Genomic DNA, 23,393 nt, shown 5'->3' on the forward strand with positions numbered 1-23,393 from the left:
TATCGCTTAAATCTTCGCTACAATAGCTTTTTGCTTTATGCTTTACGCTTTCAGCGCTTCAATCAACCAGGGATTTTCCCGGCCACATACATTTGTTCCATAGTTGGCGACAGCGCACCACCTTTTTTCTCCAGGGTAATGGCAAACATTTGTGCTTTGCCGGTTACTTTCATTTTCTGGAGGAGGCTGGCCGTATCACCCATTTCGAACACGCCCATATCAACTGGTTTACCATCTACGATAGCCCAGAGTTGATACTGTTTGTCAGCGGTTGGTTCTGGCAGTTTATTAACTTTCAGATACACCTGCTGGCTTGACGGGTTCCAGAATACGGTGGCTAATGCTTCAGGGAACGCTTTGGTACCTGGCATCGGCACTTTCAATACTTTAGGATCCTGGATAATTTCCATAGATTCCTGCATTTGTTCTAAGCGGGTTTTGTAAAGATTGCTCTTTGACAAAATAGAGTTCTGAGATACGAGTAAAGACTGATATTTGTCTTTGTACTCTCTGAATTCTTTGTACCGGTTAAAGAACACATAGTTTAGGACTAGGCTGCCGACCAGCAGCACGGCGGCAGCGGTGGCAATCCATTTCCAGGATAGGCTTTTAGTTTCTTGCATGGACACTACTTTTGGTTGTTGCAGTTCTTGATCGGGTACAGGCTCACCCTCCTGCAAATTGGGTTCATTATTGATTTTAGAGAATAAACTTGCTTTGATATCCGGTTCCGGATCTATCCCCTGCATCTCGATATACGCTTCCATACTGCGGCGGTAGGCTTCTACCTGTGCTGCCACAGCCGGATATTGTGCCATAGCGGCTTCCAGCTCGCGTACCTCTTCTTCGGTAGCTATGCCTGCCATATAGAGCTCAATAATTCCGGACGATATGAAGTGTTGTGAGTCCACTATTGCTATAAAAATTTACTTGTTTAAAATATTTCTTAACTGAATGATTGCATTGCGCATTCTTGTTTTCACTGTACCCAAAGGGATCTCCAATACCCGGGAGATTTCCTCCTGAGTACAGCCTTTATAATATGCTAAATCTATAAGGGTACGCTGCTCTTTGGTTAGCTTTTCCAGGATCCGGGAAAAACCTATGTAGTCGGTAGATGGATGAACGGATAATGGTCCGTTGACTGAATGTACGGCATCCGTTATATTTTGGATTTTTTGTTCCAGCTTATGAGATTTGGAGCGGAGAATATCTATGGCAGTATTACGTGCAATATTCAGCATCCAGGTAAAGAGACGTCCTTTTTCCTCATCATAGCGGTCGAGATGACGCCAGATTTTGAGAAATACCTCCTGTAACACATCCCCTGCGGAACTGTTATCGTTCAGCACTTTTACGATCACACCATATAACGCCGGCGAATAATGATCATATAAATAACTAAAAACCTTCTGGTCACGGGCTCTTAAGCCCTGTACCAGTTCAGCTTCTGTATATGTAGGAGCGTATTCCAAAACAGATTGGATATAATTTTATGGGTGTTTTAATATTGAAACTGAGTGCTGCACATGACATAACGGAACTTCATCTTCATGACTTCAGCTTTCAAGGATATCTTTCAATAGTTATTGTACTTGTATCTTAATTAACGGGGCTTATTATCTAAGCAATATAATGATTTCTAGTGGTAAACAGATTCTTAAATAATCGCTCGTTTTCTATTTGGCTATTTTGGCAGACATGCATACCTGGTCCATGGATGGCTCCGGACTGCCGCCTTTTCTTTCCAATGTAACTGCAAAACCCTGTGCTACAGCAATGGCTTTCATTTGTTGTAATTGCTGGGATACGTTGGCGCCTGTATCAAAAACGCCTACATCTACCAGTTTTTTATTCACGATGGCCCATAACTGAAACTGCTTACCTGAGGGAGGCAGGGGCATGAGTTGTGCCTGCAGGTAAACGGCTTGTGTACGTGCATTCCAGCCAACGGAAATGGATTTACCGGCAAATTCTCCACCACCTTGCATCCTGGTCCATTTAAAATCTGGGTTAGTAAGTGGATCCGGATCTTTTGGAAGAGGATTTGTTTCTTTTAAACTCGTAAGTGCCTGGTGTTCTTTATCTGCCTCCAGTTTTTCTTTGGTGGCTATTAATGATTTATAGCGGCTTTTATAGTCGGTGGATTTCTGAAAGAAAAAGAAATTCATGATTACGCTGCCAAGTAACAGAATTACAATGGCAGCTGTGGCATATTTCCAGATGCGGTCAGATGACTGTTTTGCGGCCGGCAGCTTTTTCACTGGTGTTTCCTTCGCTATTACCTGTTTGCCGTTCTTTTTTGCGGGAGTAGTGGCTGAAAGGGATGCACGTAGTTCTTCAGGCAGCCGGTCGTTACCTTCCTGCGTATTTTCCTGACGAATAATTTCTGTCAGGCGCTCCTTAATTCCAGCGGGTGGAGGAACAGCGTATAGTTGTACAAACCTTTCTTTGTCCAGTTGCAGCGAATCCACTGCAGCTTTTATATCAGGGTATTGTAGTACGACCGTTTCCACCTCATTCTGCTCCGTTTCCGGTAACATACCGAATACGTAGCTTTCAAGAATTCCGGATGATATGTAGCGTTGTACATCCACTATTTTGTAAAGTTACAATTGTTTTAAGAGTGTTCTCAATTGTATAATAGCATTGCGCATACGCGTTTTCACGGTACCCAATGGTATTTCAAGGGACCTGGCTATTTCTTCCTGGGTATGTCCCTTGAAATAAGCCATGTCTATAATAATGCGTTGATCTTTTTGCAGACGTTCAATCACTTTGGTGAGGCCGAGATGGTCTACTGACAGATGCACCGCCAGTTGCGGTTCATACATCAGCGATACACTGTTTACATCCTGTACCCGTTGTTCCAGTTTGTGATTTTTTGAGCGAAGACTGTCGATTGCTGTGTTGCGCGTAATATTCAACATCCAGGTGAATAAACGTCCTTTTGAGGCATCGTAACGATCAATATTGCGCCAGATTTTTACAAAAACTTCCTGTAAAACATCTCCTGCTGCGGCTTCTTCTCCTACTACTTTGAGGGCTACACCATATAATGCCGGTGAGTAATGGTCATACAAATAAGTAAATATTTTCTCATCCCTGGCCAAAAGGCCCTGAATCAATTCAACTTCAGTGTATGTTAAGGTCGCTCCCAAGTTTGAGGATATGGATGTTATACTTTACGATACCAAAATAACAGGTTTTCTTTACATTACAAAATTATTTCCTATTTAGGGAAGCTCATTTTGTAATCTACCCGGATTTTGCCTTTGGTGATGTCATCCAGTTTACTCTTCAGCATCCTGCGCTTTAATGGCTTCAGGTGATCGATAAATAAAACCCCGTCTATATGGTCGTATTCGTGCAGGATTACCCGGGCGGTAACACCTGTGAATGTTCTTTCATGTGGTGTGAAATTTTCGTCTACATAGCTCAAGGTAACGGTTTCTGCGCGGTTTACATCTTCCCGTACTTTAGGAATGCTCAGGCAGCCTTCGTTATACGCCCAGTCTTTTCCTCCTGTTTCCACGATATGTGCATTGATAAAAACGCCTTTCACGCCGGTATCGCCGGGATAGTCGTTTTTCTCGTCTTCTTCCAGGTTATGAATAATCTGTTCGCTATCAATTACAAACAGGCGAATCGCTTTATTTACCTGCGGAGCTGCAATGCCCACGCCATTTGAACCATACATGGTATCCCACATATTGGCAATTAATTCTTTCAGGTTAGGATACTCTGGTGTGATATCTTCCGCTACTTTCCTCAAAACCGGGTGCCCGTAAGCTACTATTGGCAAAATCATGTTCAAATACTTGGTTTAATCCGCAAAGATAGACATTTTAGAATTCTGTCTGGTGCCGGGATTGCCTGATGATGGTTGTTATATTTATTTTTAATTATATTTTATTCCGAAGATACTCCTGCAATATAATAGTAGCACTGATTTCGTCTACCAGGGCTTTGTTCTGGCGGTCTTTTTTCTTCAGACCGCTATCAATCATTGTCTGGAAAGCCATTTTTGACGTAAACCGCTCATCTACTTTCACTATCGGAATATCAGGAAAGTTCTTTTTAAGGATCCGGATACACTCTATTACCAGTGGCGTAGCATGGGTAGCATTGCCATCCAGGTTTTTGGGTTCGCCGATAACAATCGTTTCCACGGGTTCAGCGGCGAAGTATTTTTTGAGAAAAGGGATCAGCTCATGCGTAGCAACGGTGGTAAGCCCACTGGCAATCAACTGCAAGGGATCTGTTACGGCCAGTCCGGTTCTTTTTTTTCCGTAATCTATTGCCATTAAACGGGCCATGAATCAGCTTTTAGATGTTAGCTTTTAGCTTTTAGTAATGCGGCGGAGATATTAGAGATCCGCCGGTTTTATATAAAGATGAGCATATCCGCGATGGCAAATACGGCAAATACCACGCTGGCAATACCATTGGTCGTCATAAACATAATATTGACTTTACTGAGATCATCCGGTTTCACGAGCAGATGTTGCGATACCAGCATCACTACAAATACGGCGGCACCTATCCAGAACAGCCAGTGAAAATGACCGGTTAACCCGATAGTCACGACCAACGCTGCCGCCACCACATGTAATAATTCCGAAAAACGCAGCGCTCCGGGAAGTCCCAGCCAGGCTGGAATGGAGTTCAATTGCTGTGACTTATCAAAGTCTTCATCCTGCAGGGAATAAATAATATCAAAACCAGACACCCAGCACAGTACCAGGAAAGATACCAGTACCGGTAACAGGGCAAATTCGCCCGTTACGGCCAGGTAGGCACCTATCGGCGCCAACGATAACCCAACACCCAATACCAGGTGACACAGGGCCGTAAAACGCTTGGTATAGCTATATCCCAGTACCACCAGTAAAGCTACCGGTGATAAGAAAAAGCAGACACGGTTAATAAACCAGGTAGTTATAATAAATAAAACAACATTGGCAATAATAAAGAACAGGGCATTTTTGGGAGAAATGATACCTGCTGGTATCTCTCTTTTCGCCGTACGTGGGTTGAGCTTATCAATATCCACATCCAGCCAGCGGTTGAATGCCATGGCGGCGCTGCGCGCAAACACCATACATAATATCACCAGGCCAAATGTAGCCCAGCTAAAGCTGCCCCCCCCTTTGGCAGTAGCCATAAAAAAGCCGGTGAGGGCAAATGGCATGGCAAAGATGGTATGACTGAACTTTACCAGCGACAAGTATTTGTTAACCGTAGAAATCATACTAGCTATTAGGTTTTAGCTATTAGCTTTTAGTGTTTAAAACTGCCAATAGCCACTTATTAATAATAATTACTCCTTTCTGATAACTAAAAGCTAACGGCTAATAGCTAACAGCTTTACAAAGATATCCCAAACCACAATGCCCGTCGTCACTGAAATATACTAGCTATTAGCCTTTACTGTTTAAAACTGCCAATAGCCACTGATTAATAATAATTACTGCTTTCTGATAGCTAAAAGCTAACGGCTAATAGCTAACAGCTTTACAAAGATATCCCAAACCACAATACCCGTCGTCACCGAAATATTCAAAGAATGTTTCATACCCAACTGAGGAATTTCGATACAGCCATCCACTATTTTCATCACTTCGCCATCGACCCCGCTCACTTCGTTGCCAAAAACCAACGCCAGTGGCTGATCTGCCGGAGGCTGAAAACTATCCAGCATATGACTGTTCACCGCCTGTTCTATGGCCATCACTTTGTAACCGGCTGCTTTCAGCTCTTCTACTGCATTCACTGTGGTATCAAAATACTGCCATTCCACCGTTTCAGTGGCACCCAGCGCTGTTTTGTTGATATCCCGGTGCGGAGGTACCGGGGTATATCCGCAAAGAATGATGCCTTGCACCAAAAAAGCATCTGCAGTACGGAATACGGAGCCCACATTGTGCATGCTGCGTATATTATCGAGTACCAGTACGATAGGCGTTTTATCGGCCGCCTTGAACTCAGCCACGGTTTTACGGCCCAGTTCATCCATGCTTAATTTTCTCATCACCTGCAAAGATAATAGGATGGGATGAGTTTTATATATTTGCGCCATGGCAAAAAGTAAAACGGAAGAAACACCGCTCATGCAACAACATAAAGCCATCAAGGATAAATACCCTGATGCCGTACTGTTGTTCCGTGTTGGCGATTTTTATGAAACGTTTAATGAGGATGCAGTTATAGCCGCCCGGGTACTGGGCATCGTATTAACCAAGAGAGCCAATGGCTCCGCTTCTTATGTAGACCTGGCAGGATTTCCACACCATTCGTTAGATACTTATCTGCATAAACTGGTAAAAGCCGGCTACCGGGTAGCCGTATGCGATCAGCTGGAAGATCCCAAAACAGTAAAAGGCATCGTAAAACGTGGCGTTACCGAAATGGTGACTCCCGGCGTAGCCATCAATGATAAGCTCCTGGAAAATTCCAGCAACAACTTCCTTGCGGCGGTACATTTTGGAGCAGATACCACCGGCGTGTCTTTCCTGGACATTTCTACCGGCGAATTTTTTATCGCAGAAGGCAGCATAGAATATGTGGATAAACTCCTGCAGAGCTTCCGCCCCGCAGAAGTACTATTCGCCAAACAGCAGCAGAAACATTTTAAAGCTACCTTCGGCACCCGCTTCTATACCTACACCATGGATGAGTGGATATTTACCACCACCTATGCAGAAGAAATACTGCTCAAACATTTTGAAACACATTCCCTGAAAGGTTATGGTGTAGAAGGACTGCCAGCCGCTATCATCGCTGCCGGCGCCACCCTCCACTATCTGAAAGATACCGAACACCCACACCTCCAGCATATTACCCGCATGCAGCGTATCAGCCAGGAAGACTTCCTCTGGATGGATCGTTTCACGGTACGTAACCTGGAACTGCTGAACAGCAGTGTGGAAAACGGCCATACCCTGCTCAAAGTACTGGATAACACCGTAACGCCCATGGGCGCCCGGTTACTCAAACGCTGGATGGTATTCCCGCTCCGCGATATCAAAGGAATCAACGAAAGGCTGGATACTGTGGAATATTTCATCAAAGAAACAGATCTTTCCAAATCACTGGTACATCACCTGAAACAAACCGGCGACCTGGAGAGACTGGTATCCAAAATACCCCTGCGGAAAATAAATCCACGCGAAGTGATGCAGCTGGCCCGCTCCCTGCAACAGGTACAGGCTGTACAGGCACTCCTGGCTGATAGCAGCAGTGATTACCTGAAACGCCTGAACGAAAAACTGGATCCCTGCACTCCCCTGCTGGACCGTATTCTCAATGAAATCATGGAGAACCCGCCGGTACTGGTGAACAAAGGCGGCTGTATCAAAGAAGGCGTGAATGCTGAACTGGACGAACTACGCAACATCGCCAACAAAGGCAAAGACTACCTCCTTCAGATACAACAAAAAGAATCGGAAGCCACCGGCATCCCTTCTCTGAAAATAGCCTTTAACAACGTTTTCGGCTACTACCTGGAAGTGACCAACACGCATAAAAACAAAGTACCGGATCGTTGGATGCGTAAACAAACGCTCGCCAACGCCGAACGATATATTACCCCTGAACTGAAAGAATACGAAGAAAAGATTGTAGGGGCAGAAGATAAAATACAGGTGCTCGAAAGCAGGCTGTTTGAAGAACTCGTCCTGGCCCTGCAGGCATTTATTCAACCCGTACAGGAAGATGCGCAGGTATTTGCCCGCATCGACTGCCTCTTATGCTTCGCGCAAAATGCAGTACAATATAAATACCGCCGTCCCAATATCACCGATGGTTTTGACCTGCTGATTAAAGAAGGACGGCACCCGGTAATAGAAAGAGGACTGCCTGCCGGTGAAACATATGTATCCAATGATCTGCAGTTAGATAAAGAAAACCAGCAGATCATTATCCTTACAGGTCCCAACATGAGCGGTAAATCCGCCCTGTTGCGGCAAACCGCCCTGATCACCCTGATGGCACATATGGGCAGTTTCGTACCAGCTACCAGCGCAGACATTGGCCTGACGGATAAAATATTTACCCGCGTAGGGGCGTCTGATAACCTGACTGGAGGAGAATCTACCTTCATGGTGGAAATGAACGAAACCGCCAGCATCATCAACAGCATCACCGCGCGCAGCCTGGTGATACTCGATGAAATAGGTCGTGGTACCAGCACCTACGATGGTATTTCCATTGCCTGGAGCATTGTGGAATACCTCCACGATATGACAGAGCATCGTCCTAAAACATTGTTTGCCACTCACTATCATGAGTTGAATGAACTGGAAAATAAACACGGCCGGGTGAAGAACTTTCATATCACCAATATGGAATCCGGCAATAAAATTATTTTCCTGCGTAAACTGGCGCCTGGCGGAAGCCGCCACAGCTTTGGTATTCACGTGGCCCGCATGGCAGGCATGCCGCCCGAGTTGATCAACCGTGCCAATGAAGTATTGGCGAACCTGGAAGAAAAACATATTGACGCACCTTTACAGAAAAATGTAAAACAACTCAATACGCCTTCGCAAAAATTACAGTTGAATATATTTGATGCGCACAGTGATACTTTCAAGGAAATCCGTGAAAAGCTGGAAACAGTGGACATTAACCGGTTAACACCGGTGGAGGCCTTGCTGAAGCTGAGTGAGATTAAGAATATGATCGGATAATATCTTCTGTAGGATCATAAAAAAACGTCCCGGAAAATCCGGGACGTTTTTTTATTGTAACAAGTATGATTCTACTATTTCTTATCCCACCAAACACGGCCGGTATATGCATTTACATCATTACCATACTCACCGGTTTTCTGCATATCAGAAACCGCATTTCTCCAGTTGGTCATATTATCAATCGTGCCTGGTTGTGGCAGTGCCCAACGACGCGGTACCTCCACATTCTGTCCCAAAGAAATGAAAGGCTCAAAAGGAAGAATACCCCCAACTTTAGGAACATCCGCTCTTTTCCAGGCCCCCCATGCTTCCCATGGAGATTTGTAGTGGTTCAGGAAGTTCTGAATATTGATTTTTTCCAGTAACACTTCTGTAGATCCGGTGAAAGCAACAGCGGGCATATTGATATATGTTTGTACCGCAGCAGGGTCCAATGACACATAATCCTGGATCGCTGCCAGTGACCCCATTTTATCATATGCACCCACAGAAGCAGCGATACCTTTTTCGTACCAGGTTTTCGCGTCCTCGCCAATCATGCCACGTACCGAAAGTTCGGATAACATAAAGCACATTTCTGCATAAGTCAGAATTGGTTGTGTGTATTTACCGGCTCCGTTGCCTTCCTGATTCAGGTCGAACAAACGTCTCTGTATGTTAGATACTGTATCGTAGTTTTTTTCAACGATAGTGCCACCAAAATTAAGTTTATATGTTTTTTTGGCAAACAGCGGGGCATACGCTGCATTAGTACGCTTGTCAGGGCTTGCAGGTAATCCTACATAACGTACGCCATCATAGGTAGCACCAGCAGGTAAAGCTCCACCAGCTTTCAAACTGTCAAAAGCTGCTTTGGTATAACTATTCTTTTCAAAGAACAGCCCAAGACGTGGATCTTTGTTGGCATTCATGTAGTCTACCATATTCTTTGCCGCTACAATCGGACTGTTAGCCATAGACCAGTTACCGCCGCGCGCAAAGTTGGATTCTGCGGAAACAAATTTCCATTCATCATCCAAACCGGTGAACAGGCCAGCAGCACTTGCCAGCACTTCTTTAGCAATAGAACCGACTTTGGTAGGCGCTCTTTTTATCTGACGCATCGCCAGCTTCAGGCGTAAAACGTTACCCGCTTTGGCCCAATTGGCTGCATTACCATTATAAAAAATATCACCTGCACCGTAACTCACCTGATTCGGTGATTTCTGCAACAGTGTAGCCAGGGCTGCTTTCAACTCCCCATCCCAGGTGGCAAACAGTGCTTCCTGTGTATCGTATACTGGTGTAAAGGTACCGTTGTAACGTGCGCCCCATGCCTGTGTATAAGGAATACTACCATTGGCATCTGATACGCGCCAGGCGGAATACACTTTTATGATTTTGGCAATGGCCACCAGTTCAGCATACTTTGCTTTCTGATCTTCCGGCATTTTGCCCACCATATCTTCGATATCCACCAGGTTACGGCCAATATTGTTATATAATGCAAAATAGAAATTGTTGGTATTGGTTGGATTAAACAATCCCCCAACAGAAGAGGTAGGCGCAGCTGTTACAAACTGCATCCATTGCATCTGATATTGATAGGAGTCGTAGAACCAGTCGAAATCACGATCCACAATGCTTTTTACAGATTGTGTAATCAGCAGTTCCGGTGATGTGTTATCACTGATATTAGGACTTTTATTAAGATCTTCGAAACCTTTAGTACAGGAGCCCAGCATCATACCAGCAAGCACCGCTCCTATCCCCCATTTATTAACAGCTTTCATTTTAATATTTTTTGTTGTTAAACAGCATGATTAGAATCCTACTTGTATAGTTGCTCCCATATTACGGATGAAAGGAACCGCACCATATTCAGAGAATGCAGAGGTAGCGTTATTACGTACTGCTTCAGGATTGATGTGATCAGGCAGGTTATTGAACAGGTAACCCAGGTTACGGCCTACCAGTGATACACGGAGACTGTTCAATTTCCAGCGTTGTATCATCTGAGTTGGCAGAGAGTAACCGATGGACACTTCACGCAATGCTACATAGGAAGCATCGAATACAGAAGTCTCACGGATACCGATACCCCAGTCGCCCTGCATGCTATAATATTGATATGGCGTAATCGGAGTAACATAACCTTTGGCATATGCATCCTGATAAGTCATTCCATCCAATTGAATGCTCTGGCCGTCTTTAGTAATGGAAGTTCCTTTCTGGAATACACCATCCGGAATCATACCATCATCACGTTTAACACCAGAGGCATCTGTATAGGTAATACCGCCATGCGCGGCATCGCGGCCAAATTCCGTATTGGCAGTAGTACCACGACCCGTGCCATATTGATGAGAAGCAGAGAAGAAGTCACCACCGATACGAGCCTGCACCAGTACACCCAGTGTCCAGTTTTTATAGGTAAAAGTGTTAGACAGCCCGAGGTTAAAGTCCGGCATAATGTTACCTACCACTGCGTTTCCGCGAACAAATTTGTAAGGCTGGTCAGAACCATTCAGTGCTATCAGCGCTTTACCGTTTGCATCACGCGTAAAACCGTAGTCAGTTACCAGGTCGCCATAAGAACCACCAACGATCGCCATCGCTCTTACGCCCTGATCTTCGTTCAACTGGAATTGGCTTATACCTGGTGCAAGTGAAACGATTTTATTTTTATTACGGCTACCATTTAAGTTTACTTCCCATGAGAAGTTTTTATGCTGAATTGCCGTAGCGTTGATAGCCACTTCTATACCTCTGTTCACCATACTACCTGCATTAATCAAACGGGAAGTAACACCGGTTTCAGCTGTTGTACCCAGGTTGATGATCTGATTGGTAACATTGGTACGATACCATGCAAAATCCAGTCCAATACGGTTATTGGCAAAACGTATATTGGTACCTAATTCTATCGTGTTAGCGAGAGATGGTTTAAGGAACATGTTAGGTAAAACATCGCCCTTGTAGATATTGATCAGCGGCAGATTGTTTCCGGTTGAAGCACCTCTGAAATAATCTGAAGTATAATAGCCGGTATTAATGGAGTACGGATCCGTATCTCCACCTACACTGGCAAATGACGCACGAAGCTTACCATAACTGATCCACGCAGGCATCACATCTTTCAACGTTTGGGTAAATTCCCAGGCGCCACTCACAGATGGGTAGAAATAAGAATTAGAGGTCGTACCATTGCTTTTCTTTTGATAAGTCAATGCAGAAGACCAGTCATTACGTCCGGTAACATCCAGGAAAAGTTCATTGTTGTAGCTGATGCTGGCTGCAAAGAACAGGGAGTTAATACGTTTACGCAACAACGGATCATTACTCACCCTTGCAGCATTGATACTATTACTGATATCGTACAGGAATGGCATACGTAAGCCACCATCCGTGTAGTTGTTGTACTGCTTACCAATACCGCTGTTCCAGGCTTCCGCACCCAGGGTTAAATTACCATCAAACTTCTTACCCAGCTTTGGCGTAATCATTGCCAGGCCTGTAAAAGTGTATTGTGATTTATTTACACCTGCCTGTGAATAATAACCGTCACTACCAGAGAAATTGGCACTTGTACCCGCTTCTTTGCGTTCGTCAGCGCTTTGTTCGTTACTGAAATTACCTTTCACAATAAATTTCAGCCAGTCAGTAGTAGTAGCAGTCAGGGCGAAGTTACCCATCAGCAATGTTTCTTTTCTGGTCCAGCTGTTATTGGCATTCTGGAAGAAATAATCAGCCCCGGGATGTGTACCCAGATCTGCACGACCTCCGTTAGGACCAAGATAATTTTTCTCCTGTCCCCAATAGCTTGGATCATAGTTACGAGGGAAAACATACACCCATTTACGACCAATGTTGTAACCGGTATAGTCTCCACCCTGACGATCAGGATTCAATGTTTTACTGGTAGAGTAAGTCATACCAACGTCTGCACTCAGTACTTTGGAGATTACAGAAGATCCGCGGAAAGCGAAACTATTTCTGCCAAAACTATTGTTGGGAGATACGCTGTTATTATCCAGGTGAGAGTAAGACATACGGAAAGTTCCTTTATCGCTACCACCTTCCATAGATACGTTGGTGTTGAAGTACTTACCTGTTTGGTAGAGATCTGTCACATTATCCGGACGTGCCACAAACTTCGCTTTAGAGCCATCCAGTAGTGTTACTTCACGTCCGTCCATTTTAGGACCAAAGCTAAAGCCACCGGCAGTATTATCATAGGTACCATCAAGCCCCTGACCATAGCTGTTTTGCATAGCAATAGGCGAGCGGTATACTTTTTCCATCTGCGCGGTCTGGCTCACGTTAACACCAATACCTTTTCTCTGGATCCCCTTTTTAGTGGTGATCAGAATGGCGCCATTGATAGCACGGGAACCATACAAAGCGGTAGCAGCAGCACCTTTTAACACAGATACGGATTCATAATCGTCCGGATTGAAGTTCTTCAGTACGTTACCAAAGTTTACATCATTAGCTGATACATCATTTTCAAAAATTACTCCATCAATAATGAAAATCGGCTGATCCTTACCTGTTAGGGATTTAGCGCCACGCAGTACAATTCGCGGAGCTGCCTGTGGGCCACCTGCAGCAGAGGAGATATCCACACCAGCTACTTTGCCCTGCAGTGCAGCTACAGGGTTGATGGAATTGGTTTTAGCCACATCAGCACCTTTTAACTCAGTCACCGCATAACCAAGTTTACGCGCTTCGCGTTTAATGCCGAGTGCGGTAACTACCACCTCATTCAGATTCTTGTTGTCTTCTTTTAATACGATGTTTAATGTAGCCTGTCCATTAATGGCTACTTCCTGGCTGATAAATCCGATATAGGAAAAAGTGAGTGTAGCATCAGGGGCTACCTGGATTTTGAATGTTCCATCGGCGCCTGTGGTAGCACCGTTGGAGGCGTTTTTCTCTTTTACAGTTACGCCTGGCAAAGGCGTTCCTTGTGCATCTTTTACGGCTCCCGTAAAAGTTTTCTTATCCTGCGCCCACGCAGTGATACAGCAGCATAAGAAAAGCAACGTGGTGAGAAGAAGTGATCTTCGCATAGCTTCCTTTTGGTTTAGTGAATTATAACAAGTGAATCAGACACATAAGCAAAAAACACGGAGGTTCCGCTATCATGGTTACCTGCATTGCACAGCTATCCCTTTGATAAATACGTGATTTCCGTCCTTAAATAAAAAATGGAATTACTCCATTGGCATTAATTGTTATTTTGACATCATATCAGTGGTAAAACGTTTTAGCATGCTACCTTAAAAAAAAACTGGTGTATCTCTTTCACTTTTCTTTTTCACACCAAGTTTATCATACCCGTCAGAATAATGGTTTCAAACTTAGGGATAATTATGAGAAGTGCAAAAAAGATTTAACAATTTTTTTATTTTCAGTTAACAGCTCGTTAAGAAAGAGAAAATACTATTCTTAGCTATTAAAATAGCATCATAATCTGTCGTGAGGCACATTATTAAAAATGCCTTAAAATAGACGTAACGAATACATTTATCGGAACGATTCCATATAAACAATGTCGCTCTCCCCTGACAAATAACGTGAGAAGAACAAGAATATCCCCGTACATCTCTTAACGGCAACGGGTTTGCGCCTAATTCCAGTATAAAAAAGGTGGCTATCTCTCAAATGAAACAGCCACCTTTTTATTATTACTAACTAAAAAGGAGTTTGATTTTAAATGTGTTCAACAACATTTTTATGGCTTATCCCACCATACCGGCGTCATAAAAACATCTGGTCCCTGAACCGCATTTGCCGCTTCTATATTCGTTCTGTTCACATCATAATCACTACGTGGGTAACGTAATCTCCGCGGAATTTGCCCGTTGGTTTCATTGTTTTTATAATTCACAGGTGTGAGTACCGGATAGCCGCTGCGGCGCCAGTTGGCATACGCTTCATACTCATTCAGGAAGGTGGTGATGTAATACTGGGTGTTGATCGCTTCCAGTTTAGCCGCCAAACTACCGGATGCCACGGCTAAAGATTGTGCAGTAGCATAAGCCGTTGCTGTAGCGTCATTATAAACTATACTGCTGGAATATAACCCCCATTGCCAGATGCCGGATTTCACACCGCTGATAAAAAAGGATACCGGATCCCCAGCAATCCAGCCCCTCGCTGCTGCTTCCGCCTTCATCAACTGCACTTCTGAAAAGGTGATGAAGATATTGGGAGAATTGGGCTGCGCAATAATTTGCTTAGGCTGCGAATAGTGCGCAATGTTGGCATCTCCCGTAGAACCAATACCATACACCGGATCAGAGGAATTATCATAACCGTTGGGCAACCCTTTCTGATTGGCCGGGGTATCATCACCACCCGGTGTAGAATCTGCTTTCGGCAATTCGGAGATAATTCTCAACCGGGGATCTGCTTTTGTTTTGAGCATATTCACGAAGAACCTGGACAGTTTAATCCCCTGGTTCGCTTTACCTGTTTCTGCCCTGCTATTGGGATAAGTACCTATTACATGACTGTTGGGATTATCATAATCACCTGGTGCATGCTGAATATAAAACGCATCTTCGTTGGCCGTGAATACGCCACCAGCAATGGCTTTCTGCACCCATTGTTTGGCTGCGGTGGGATCTGTTTTCCTGGACAACCGCATGCCGATACGCAGCATAACAGAATAAGCCAGCTTTTTCCATTGTGATGCGGTTCCCCCATAACCGGAGATATCACCAGCTACGTTACTGTTCACATCTATTGCTGCAGCCGCCTGCTCCAGCTCCGTTGCCAAACCGGTATAAATAGCGTCCTGGCGATCGTACTGTGGCAAAAATATCAGGTCTGGATAAGCTTTATCTGCCTGAGAGTAAGGCACATCTCCGTAAAGATCCGTGAGTCTTTGTAACACAATCACCCGTGCAATTTTCGCAATGGCATTGTAGTTTTTCTGTGCAGCATCATTGGCCGTTTGATTCATCAGTGTTGCCAGAATCTTGGTGGCATTCGGATAAAACGAATTAAAAGCCGCACCGGAGTAGTCATCGTTGTACAGGTATTTATCTCCCACATAAGTTAAACTCAGGGAAGAAGTATGTTGCACCATAGGGCCACAATAAATAAGATTGGCGCGCCATGCTTCATATTCCCCACCGGAAGTAAATAATAATCCCCTGGTGAGTAAAATGCTGGGCGCTATAATAGGCGCTGCAGTAGGATCTGTATTTATCTGCTCAAAATTTTTGGTACATCCGCTCCATGCCAGCGTTCCTGCTATGAGCAGTATCAGTAGTTTATATATTGACTTAGCCATAATCAGTTGATTTAAAATTTCACATTCAGATTTAATCCAAAGCTCCTGGTCTGCGGATAGCCCATTAACTCAGCACCCTGACCAGCACCGTTGCTGTAAGTAGATTCTGGATCTACGTTAGGGATATCTTTGTAAATGATCCACAGGTTACGGGCTACAAAGGAAAGTGAAGCACCGGTAAATGGTGATTTACTCATGATACGTGCAGGCAAACTGTAAGTCAGGATGATCTGACGGAGCTTTATAAAACTGCCATCGTAAATAAATGGCTCAGCAATATTGAATGCGATATTTTGATAATAGTCCTGTGCAGGAATAACTTTATCCACATATTTGGTAGGATCGGCAGCATCCTGCGCTTTCACGGTTACCCCGCCACTACGTCCTTCCAGTGTATTTTTCTGCAAACCAAAATAGGTAGCGTAGTCGTTGGTACCGGAATATATTTTATTTCCCCAGCGGGCATCCACTAGTACACCGAGTGAGAAATCCCTGTAGGTGAAGTTGTTGTTAAAGCCCAGCGTATAAGGCGCCACACCGGTTCCAAAAATGGTGTAGTCACCCTGTAGCGGCTTACCGGCACTGTTGAAGAGAATATTGCCCTGGGCATCTCTCCTGAACTTATATCCTTCTATTACACCAAAAGGCTGTCCGGGCACCTGTTGTATAGTAGCGTTAAAAGTACGTACATCCGATACTTTCAATGCTTTTAGTCCGGCTGCGAGTTGTATGACCTCACTTTTGTTGTAAGCGAAGTTAGGGGTGATATCCCAGGTAAAATTTTTAGTGCGTATAGCCGTAGCAGTTATCATTACTTCTACTCCTTTATTACTCACTTTACCAACATTGATGAATGCGGTATTAAAACCGGAAGCATTGGAGATGGTAGTTTGCACGATATCATCTTTGGTAGTACGGGTATAGTAAGAGAAGTCTATATTCAGTCTGTTGTCGAACATCCGCGTTTCAAAACCAGCTTCAAAACTGGTGTTAACATATGGTTTCAGGATGGGATTAGCTACTGCATAAGTACCATCCTGTGCTTTTTTCACATCGGCTACAGGGTAGCTGGTAGTACCCAGTGATAGTGGGTTTTGCACGTTGTAAGACAATCTTAAACGGTAAGGATCCGTATCTCCACCCACCTGTGCCCAGGAAGTCCTGATTTTAGCGTAGTTAATCCATTTGGGCATTGTTACTGCATCAGACAACACAAAGCTTAATCCTGCGGAAGGATAGAAAATGCTGTTGCTGTTGAGCGGCAATGTGGAAAACCAATCGTTACGACCTGTTAAAGTCAGGTATAGATAGCTTTTGAAGGCCACTTCCGCTGATGCATATACGGAGTTGATCTTCTTTTCGAAGATATCGTTGGTGACTGTTTTTGTTTGCAGATTAGTTTGGTCGTAGAAGAAAGGAATATTAAAAGTATTACCGGTGAGGTACAGTTTATCATTTTTATTGTGCATCACATTGGCTCCCACAAAGGCGGTGAGGCGCCAGTCGTCATTAAATTGTTTATCTACCCCCAGCATAACATCGGCATTCAGTTCATAAAAGGTTTGCCTTGTCTGATCGTTGATCTGGCCGCCCACATTATAGGCAGTACCGGTAGGCGTAATGGCAAAGTTGCTTCTGTTGTACATATCTGCTCCTATGCGTCCTTTGGCATACAGCCATGGGAGGATGTCGTAGCGCAGCTCTGCGGAATTAATGAACCTGTCTTTTTTATCATTCTGTTCAAAATCATATACAGAAAACCAGGGATTGGTGATGTACTGATTTGCATTCCAGTAACGCTCGAAACCATCTGGTCCCAGTTTACTATCCTTGAGTGTTTGTACAGCCAGACTGGTGGGCAGCATATACAAAGAGAAGTTGGCGTTACCCGGGGAATCCGACACACGGGGGCGGTTATAAGTGCGTTCCCGGATATACTTGGAATATACATTCAGCGTTAGCTTCTTTCCCAGCAGCGCTGATACATTCAGGGAGAGGTTATCTCTTCTGATGCCGGAGTTAGGCAGAATGGCTTCATTCTTCATATCCGTGGCACCAAAGCGATAATTAATTTTATCGGTACCACCACTCATGCCGATGGAATTGGTAAAAGTATATCCGCTTTTATAGAATTTTTTGAAATTATCTTTTACCGCACTGTAAGGATGCGTTTTGCCATCGAACTGGATCACGGGAGATCCATCGAGTTTGGCGCCCCAGCTCATCAGGCCGGTAGAAGTAGCTTCAGCCTGTGTTTGTGGTTTCAGTCCATTGGTACCCATTCCATAGTCGTATTGCCAGTCGAGGTTATTCACAATAGGTTTGTCGATGGTAATGTTACTGCTGAATTCCACGCCTACGCCTTTTCGTTTGGCACCACTTTTAGTGGTAATGAGTATCACGCCATTGGATGCACGTGAACCGTACAAAGCGGCGGCAGTACCGCCTTTCAGTACAGACATGGTGGCAATATCATCCGGGTTGATGCTGGAAATACCATCGCCGGCATCGGTGCCGCCGTACTCATTAGCTTGTCCCAGGTTATCATTATTGATAGGAATCCCATCTACTACAATGAGTGGTTGATTATTCCTGTTTTTATCAATGGAGGTATTTCCTCTCAGGATAATACGGCTGGATCCTGCAGGGCCGGTGGCTGTGGAGGTAACATTCAAGCCGGCCACTTTACCGGAGAGGGTGTTAGCGATATTGGTAGACCGGGCTTGTGTGAGCTCATCTCCTTTTATTTCAGATACCGCGTATCCCAGGGCTTTCTTTTCCTTGCGGATACCGAGTGCGGTTACTACTACTTCGCTGAGATTTTTTTCATCCGTTTTCAGGACAACATTGAGTGGACTGTTATTCGCGGGTACTTCCTGCGTAAGATAGCCCAGGTAACGAAAGACCAGTGTACTTCCCGGTGCCACTGTGATGGAGAAGTTACCATCGCCCGAGGTAACGGTACCCTTCGAAGTTCCTTTCACCAGGATATTTACACCAGTCAGTGGCTGGCCACCTGTGTCAGTTACTTTACCGGTAATAGCCTGTTGCGCCCATGCAGCAGGGGCGGCCAATAGGAATAACACGGCCAGTAAAACAAGATTAATAGATTTCCGGATCATGCTTAAATGAATAAAATGAAGAATAGGAATTAATGCCATAGCGAGGGAAAACAGGAAATAGAAAGATGGATTGATAATTCTACATGGTCATTTGGTAGTTAGATTGTTTTGGTAATAACATTATTAACACCGTGAAGTAAAAAAGTGTTGCCGGTCAGACATAAAAAAACGCCGGCGTGATGCCGGCGTTGAGAATAAAATATAAAAAGAGATGACTACGTGAGTGAAGAAGATTCTCTGACGATCAGTTCCGGTGCCAATACAATTTGTTGCGGGGAGGCAGAAGGATGATTTAATTCATTCATCAGTACTTCCACAATATGTTTGCCGATGGCGCCTATGGGTTGTGATACGCAGGTGATAGACGGGCTGTGGAGACGGAAAAGATCATGGTCATCAAATCCTATCAGGCCTATTTCCTTACCAATCTTCCATCCCAGGGAGCGGATACTTTCGATACCGGAAATACCCAGGTAGTTGGTAGCAAAGAAAACGGCGTCGATATCTTTTACCGAAGTCAGGAATTTTTTTATTTCATTGTTAAAGCTTTCCCTGTCCAGGTCAAATGGCAGGCGTTTCACCAATGATTTATTAAAAGGAATTTTATTGTCTTTGAGTGCGGCTGTAAATCCATCCAGGCGGTCTTTCATTTGTGTTTGCTCAGAGGCGATGGTAACGATGGCAATTTTTTTATAGCCTTGTTTCACCAGGTGAGCAGTCGCATCGTAAGCACCTTTGAAGTTGTCGAGTACTACATAATGGCTGCTTACATGCGGGAAATAACGGTCCATGAGTACGATTGGCTTGGCAGCTGTTTGCAGCAGTTCAATTTCCTTGTCCAGGTTTTTGGTGGGTGTAATGATGTAACCATCTACCTGCCTGTATTTGAGTACTTCCAGTAAGCCTTTTGCTTTCTCAGTATTATCTTCTGTGCTGCCGTAGAGTACTTTGTAACCGTATTTGTCGGCCTCGTCTTCCACTACTTTGGCCAGTGAAGCAAAGAAGTTGTTGGCGATATCTTCCACAATGAGACCGATGGTTTTTGTTTTTCCAGTACGCAGACCACGGGCAAGCTGGTTAGGCTTGTACTTCAGCCGGGTAGCAATTTTCTGTATTTTTTTGCTCACCTGTTCACTGATTCTTTTCTCCTTTGCCTTTCCGTTGAGTACAAAAGATACCGTTGTAGGAGATACACCGGCTTGTTTTGCAATATCTTTAATAGAGATCCCTTTCATAGAAAAAAATGCTACATCGATTTAGCCTGACGTAATTTACAAAATGAACTTGGAAATTACGTTGTTGTGCTAATTATTCCAAGGAAGTACTGAAAACTTATTCAAAACGACCATATCAGTTTTCTATCACATAAATTGGTTATTTTCGGGAGAATGATATTTTTTTAACCACTTTTTATTAATTTGGCATCATTCATAGGACGATCTCAATACTGCTCACCTGCACACATAAGGTTCCACCTGGTGGGAATAATGGTTATGGTAATAAAGTATAGGACTGCCACAGTAATATAGTAGCTTAAATTAATACATGAATGAAACCCATCCTTATTAAAGTTGGGGCTTTTGCCGATAACCAGATCACCATTATAGAGAGAAGTGATCCTTATTTTAATACACCTTTCCACTTCCATCCGGAATGTGAGTTGGTATATGTTACGGAAAGCCACGGGAAGAGAATAGTGGGGGATAGCATCGAGAGCTTTGAAGAAGGCGACATGGTGTTTCTTGGACCGCATATACCACATGTGTGGTATAATGAAGAAGAATATTACAAGGGAGATGACAACCTGAAAGCCAGGTCTGTAGTGATCTATTTCCCTAAAGATATTTTCGGCGAGAAATTTTATGGATTACCGGAAACAAAGGCGCTCAGTGAGCTTTTCCATCGTGCCCAACGGGGCATGAAAATTACTGGTGCCACCCATGAGCAGCTGAAGCCGGAAATACTGGCGCTGCCCAGGAAAGAAGGGCTGGACAGGATTATTTCCCTGTTGCACATCTTAAAAACATTATCAGAAACACGTGACTGTTATTACCTGGCCAGCACTGGTTATTCACATGCTTATAATGTAAAGGACAACCATAAGATTGATGAAGTTTTCAAATACGTAATGAATAACTTCTCAAAGGAAATATCGTTGCAGGATGTGGCCAGCATTACCAATCTGTCACCACAATCTTTTTGTCGCTTCTTTAAGAACCGTACTAAAAAATCCTTTGTACAGTTTTTGAATGAAGTACGCATAGGTCATGCCTGTAAGCGTTTGACGGAAGAAGACTGGTCTATCGCTGAAATCGCTTACTCCTGTGGATTTAAGAATCTCTCCAATTTCAATCGTTTCTTCAAGGAAATAGTAGGTAAAACGCCGAAAGAATACAAAAATGAATTGCGTCTGAAGGAAGCATGATAAAAATATAATTATTTTATTATTTGGTTATTTAGTTATTTTAAAAAGTAAGTAACCAAATATGAAAATATCAAAATTTTCTTCTTACATTCATTTCCAGTAATTATCAACCAAAACGCTTAATTACTACTGTAATTCGATGTACAGCAGTTTTTCCGATAACCAGTTAGTATCGCTGCTTAAAAGCGATGATTGCGCTGCCTTCAATGCCATCTACGACCGCTATAGTAAGCCATTGTATTTATTTATACACAGCAAACTGGATGCGGCAGAGATCAGCAAAGATGTACTGCAGGAGCTTTTCATTTCCTTATGGGAAAAGCGCCAATCTTTGATTCTGAAAGAATCATTGAAGGCTTATCTGTACCAGGTAGCCCGTCACAAAATCATAGACATTTACCGTAAAAACGCCACCTACCGCAAATATCTGCAGCAGCTGATCGAGCATTTCGATGCGCAGCCGCATTCAATTACGGAAACAGTGGATAATAAGGCCAGAACACAGGAACTGTTCGAAGCGATCAATCATTTGCCGGAGCGCATGAAAGAGATCTTTATGCTCAGCCGCTTTGAGAATCTGACCGTAGAACAAATATCCACGCATTTAGGTCTGTCTCAACAAACCGTTAAAAACCAGATTACCAAAGCATTAAAGATATTAAGGGCCAACTACGCCAGAACAGACCTTATCGTCATTTTGCTACTCGTTTATTTCATTATATAGGCATCGGCTTAATGCCGGTATCAGTGCAAAAACGATTAACCAGGAAAAAAAAGCGAGGTGCAATGGTACCTTTTCCACGTTATTACGACTTAAGAACGCATAAAACGCCAACAAGGTGGACACAGAACAGATAAAAATATTGCTGGAGCGATATAATCAGGGGAGTTGCTCACCGGAGGAAGCGGCTATTGTAGATCAATGGTTTGAGAATATCAATCGTCATCAGTCCACCTACATAGAAGAAAATGAGCTTGACCGGGAACTTGATCAGATAAAAGGGCAATTGAACCTGCACATTACGCCTGCCACACCGGTACGCCGGATGAATACCCGTTATTGGTATGCAGCGGCAGCAGCAGCCGTATTGCTTGCAGCCGGCCTTTTCTGGTTTAACCAGTCATCAAAAGAACATCAGCCGCCCACCGGCCCAATACCCGCACCAATGGCTGTTAACCAGGCCAACCGTGTAATCAGGAATGGATTCGTTGAAATCGCTACCATCAAAGGACATAAAGAAAGTATTACGCTAGAAGACGGCAGTACCATGGAACTCAATGCCGGCAGCAAGGTGCGCTATCCCGAACATTTCAGCGATAGCAGCCGGACCATTTTTCTGGAAGAAGGGGAAGCCTTTTTTAGTGTAGCTGCCGACCCGCGCAGACGCTTCGTGGTGAATGCCGGCGAACTGGCTACCACCGCTTTGGGTACTTCTTTCAATATCAGGGCCTATGCCAGCGAGCACAAAGTAATTGTAGCCCTGGTAAGTGGTAAAGTAAAAGTTGACCAGTTAAATAACAATACGACTAAAACAAACTCACTAATCCTGCTTCCCAGCGAACAAATCAGCTATGACCGGGTTTCACTCAGTCTCATAAAAACCATTTTCAATAAACCAGAAGAAATTACCGGTTGGAAACAAGGCTACCTGGTATTTAAAGATGCTCCGTATAATGAGGTAGTAACAGGAATAGAAAATCGTTATGGTGTTACCGTTATGAATGAAAGCAACAAAAAAGAATGGAATTACAACGGATCTTTCAAAAATGAGAACCTGAAAGAAGTAATGGACATCATCAGCCTGGCTAAATCACTTTCCTATACCATTAAAAACGACACCATTTATCTGCAAAACAAAAACTAG

The 23,393-nt window shown here is 43.9% G+C and carries 17 protein-coding genes; 4 read left to right on the plus strand and 13 right to left on the minus strand.

Annotated elements, in window-relative coordinates:
• Positions 1–62: 62 nt before the first annotated feature.
• The 8 genes from AB4Z08_RS03305 to AB4Z08_RS03340 form a co-directional block, all read right to left on the minus strand.
• Entirely contained in the window at positions 63–866 is an 804-nt protein-coding gene (locus AB4Z08_RS03305; protein ID WP_441572346.1) for an anti-sigma factor, read from the minus strand.
• 60 nt (positions 867–926) lie between these two features.
• A complete protein-coding gene (locus AB4Z08_RS03310) occupies positions 927–1,475 on the minus strand; it encodes an RNA polymerase sigma factor (RefSeq protein ID WP_441572347.1) in 549 nt (182 codons plus the stop codon).
• A gap of 204 nt (positions 1,476–1,679) precedes the next feature.
• Positions 1,680–2,543 (minus strand): anti-sigma factor domain-containing protein, encoded by an 864-nt coding sequence (locus AB4Z08_RS03315; protein WP_441572348.1) that lies wholly within the window; start codon positions 2,541–2,543, stop codon positions 1,680–1,682.
• A 66-nt stretch (positions 2,544–2,609) separates the two neighbouring features.
• The gene (locus tag AB4Z08_RS03320; RefSeq protein WP_441572349.1) at positions 2,610–3,083 is read right to left on the minus strand and encodes an RNA polymerase sigma factor; all 474 of its coding nucleotides are present in this window, start codon (positions 3,081–3,083) and stop codon (positions 2,610–2,612) included.
• Between the two features lie 149 nt (positions 3,084–3,232).
• The gene (def, locus tag AB4Z08_RS03325) at positions 3,233–3,811 is read right to left on the minus strand and encodes a peptide deformylase (RefSeq protein ID WP_441572350.1); all 579 of its coding nucleotides are present in this window, start codon (positions 3,809–3,811) and stop codon (positions 3,233–3,235) included.
• Positions 3,812–3,905: 94 nt separating this feature from the next.
• A complete protein-coding gene (gene ruvX, locus AB4Z08_RS03330) occupies positions 3,906–4,319 on the minus strand; it encodes a Holliday junction resolvase RuvX (protein ID WP_441572351.1) in 414 nt (137 codons plus the stop codon).
• 68 nt (positions 4,320–4,387) lie between these two features.
• Complete coding sequence (locus AB4Z08_RS03335) at positions 4,388–5,254, minus strand: UbiA-like polyprenyltransferase (RefSeq protein ID WP_441572352.1); 867 nt, start codon at positions 5,252–5,254, stop codon at positions 4,388–4,390.
• A 240-nt stretch (positions 5,255–5,494) separates the two neighbouring features.
• Positions 5,495–6,034, minus strand: coding sequence for an RNA methyltransferase (locus AB4Z08_RS03340; RefSeq protein WP_441572353.1), 540 nt, complete (start codon positions 6,032–6,034; stop codon positions 5,495–5,497).
• 46 nt (positions 6,035–6,080) lie between these two features.
• Here AB4Z08_RS03340 and mutS point away from each other — a divergent pair, with 46 nt between their 5' ends.
• A complete protein-coding gene (gene mutS / locus AB4Z08_RS03345) occupies positions 6,081–8,690 on the plus strand; it encodes a DNA mismatch repair protein MutS (RefSeq protein ID WP_441572354.1) in 2,610 nt (869 codons plus the stop codon).
• Between the two features lie 74 nt (positions 8,691–8,764).
• On the opposite strand, the gene AB4Z08_RS03350 is transcribed toward mutS, so the two are convergent.
• From AB4Z08_RS03350 to AB4Z08_RS03370, 5 genes are all read right to left on the minus strand, one after another.
• Positions 8,765–10,465: a SusD/RagB family nutrient-binding outer membrane lipoprotein gene (locus AB4Z08_RS03350; RefSeq protein WP_441572355.1), complete on the minus strand. Its 1,701-nt coding sequence runs from the start codon at positions 10,463–10,465 to the stop codon at positions 8,765–8,767.
• Positions 10,466–10,495: 30 nt separating this feature from the next.
• Positions 10,496–13,747 (minus strand): SusC/RagA family TonB-linked outer membrane protein, encoded by a 3,252-nt coding sequence (locus AB4Z08_RS03355; protein ID WP_441572356.1) that lies wholly within the window; start codon positions 13,745–13,747, stop codon positions 10,496–10,498.
• A 665-nt stretch (positions 13,748–14,412) separates the two neighbouring features.
• Entirely contained in the window at positions 14,413–15,981 is a 1,569-nt protein-coding gene (locus AB4Z08_RS03360; protein WP_441572357.1) for a SusD/RagB family nutrient-binding outer membrane lipoprotein, read from the minus strand.
• Positions 15,982–15,992: 11 nt separating this feature from the next.
• A complete protein-coding gene (locus AB4Z08_RS03365; RefSeq protein WP_441572358.1) occupies positions 15,993–19,103 on the minus strand; it encodes a SusC/RagA family TonB-linked outer membrane protein in 3,111 nt (1,036 codons plus the stop codon).
• Between the two features lie 215 nt (positions 19,104–19,318).
• Positions 19,319–20,338 (minus strand): LacI family DNA-binding transcriptional regulator, encoded by a 1,020-nt coding sequence (locus tag AB4Z08_RS03370; protein WP_441572359.1) that lies wholly within the window; start codon positions 20,336–20,338, stop codon positions 19,319–19,321.
• A gap of 314 nt (positions 20,339–20,652) precedes the next feature.
• On the opposite strand from AB4Z08_RS03370, the gene AB4Z08_RS03375 reads away from it, so the two are divergent.
• The 3 genes from AB4Z08_RS03375 to AB4Z08_RS03385 all read left to right on the plus strand — a co-directional run bounded on the left by AB4Z08_RS03375 (position 20,653) and on the right by AB4Z08_RS03385 (position 23,393).
• Positions 20,653–21,528, plus strand: a complete 876-nt coding sequence (locus AB4Z08_RS03375) for an AraC family transcriptional regulator (RefSeq protein ID WP_441572360.1) — start codon at positions 20,653–20,655, stop codon at positions 21,526–21,528.
• Between the two features lie 139 nt (positions 21,529–21,667).
• A complete protein-coding gene (locus tag AB4Z08_RS03380) occupies positions 21,668–22,252 on the plus strand; it encodes an RNA polymerase sigma factor (protein WP_441572361.1) in 585 nt (194 codons plus the stop codon).
• 115 nt (positions 22,253–22,367) lie between these two features.
• On the plus strand, positions 22,368–23,393 hold the full coding sequence (locus tag AB4Z08_RS03385) for a FecR family protein (protein WP_441572362.1): 1,026 nt from the start codon (positions 22,368–22,370) through the stop codon (positions 23,391–23,393).

The organism is Chitinophaga sp. RAB17 (genome assembly GCF_052114225.1).
Classification (GTDB): domain Bacteria; phylum Bacteroidota; class Bacteroidia; order Chitinophagales; family Chitinophagaceae; genus Chitinophaga.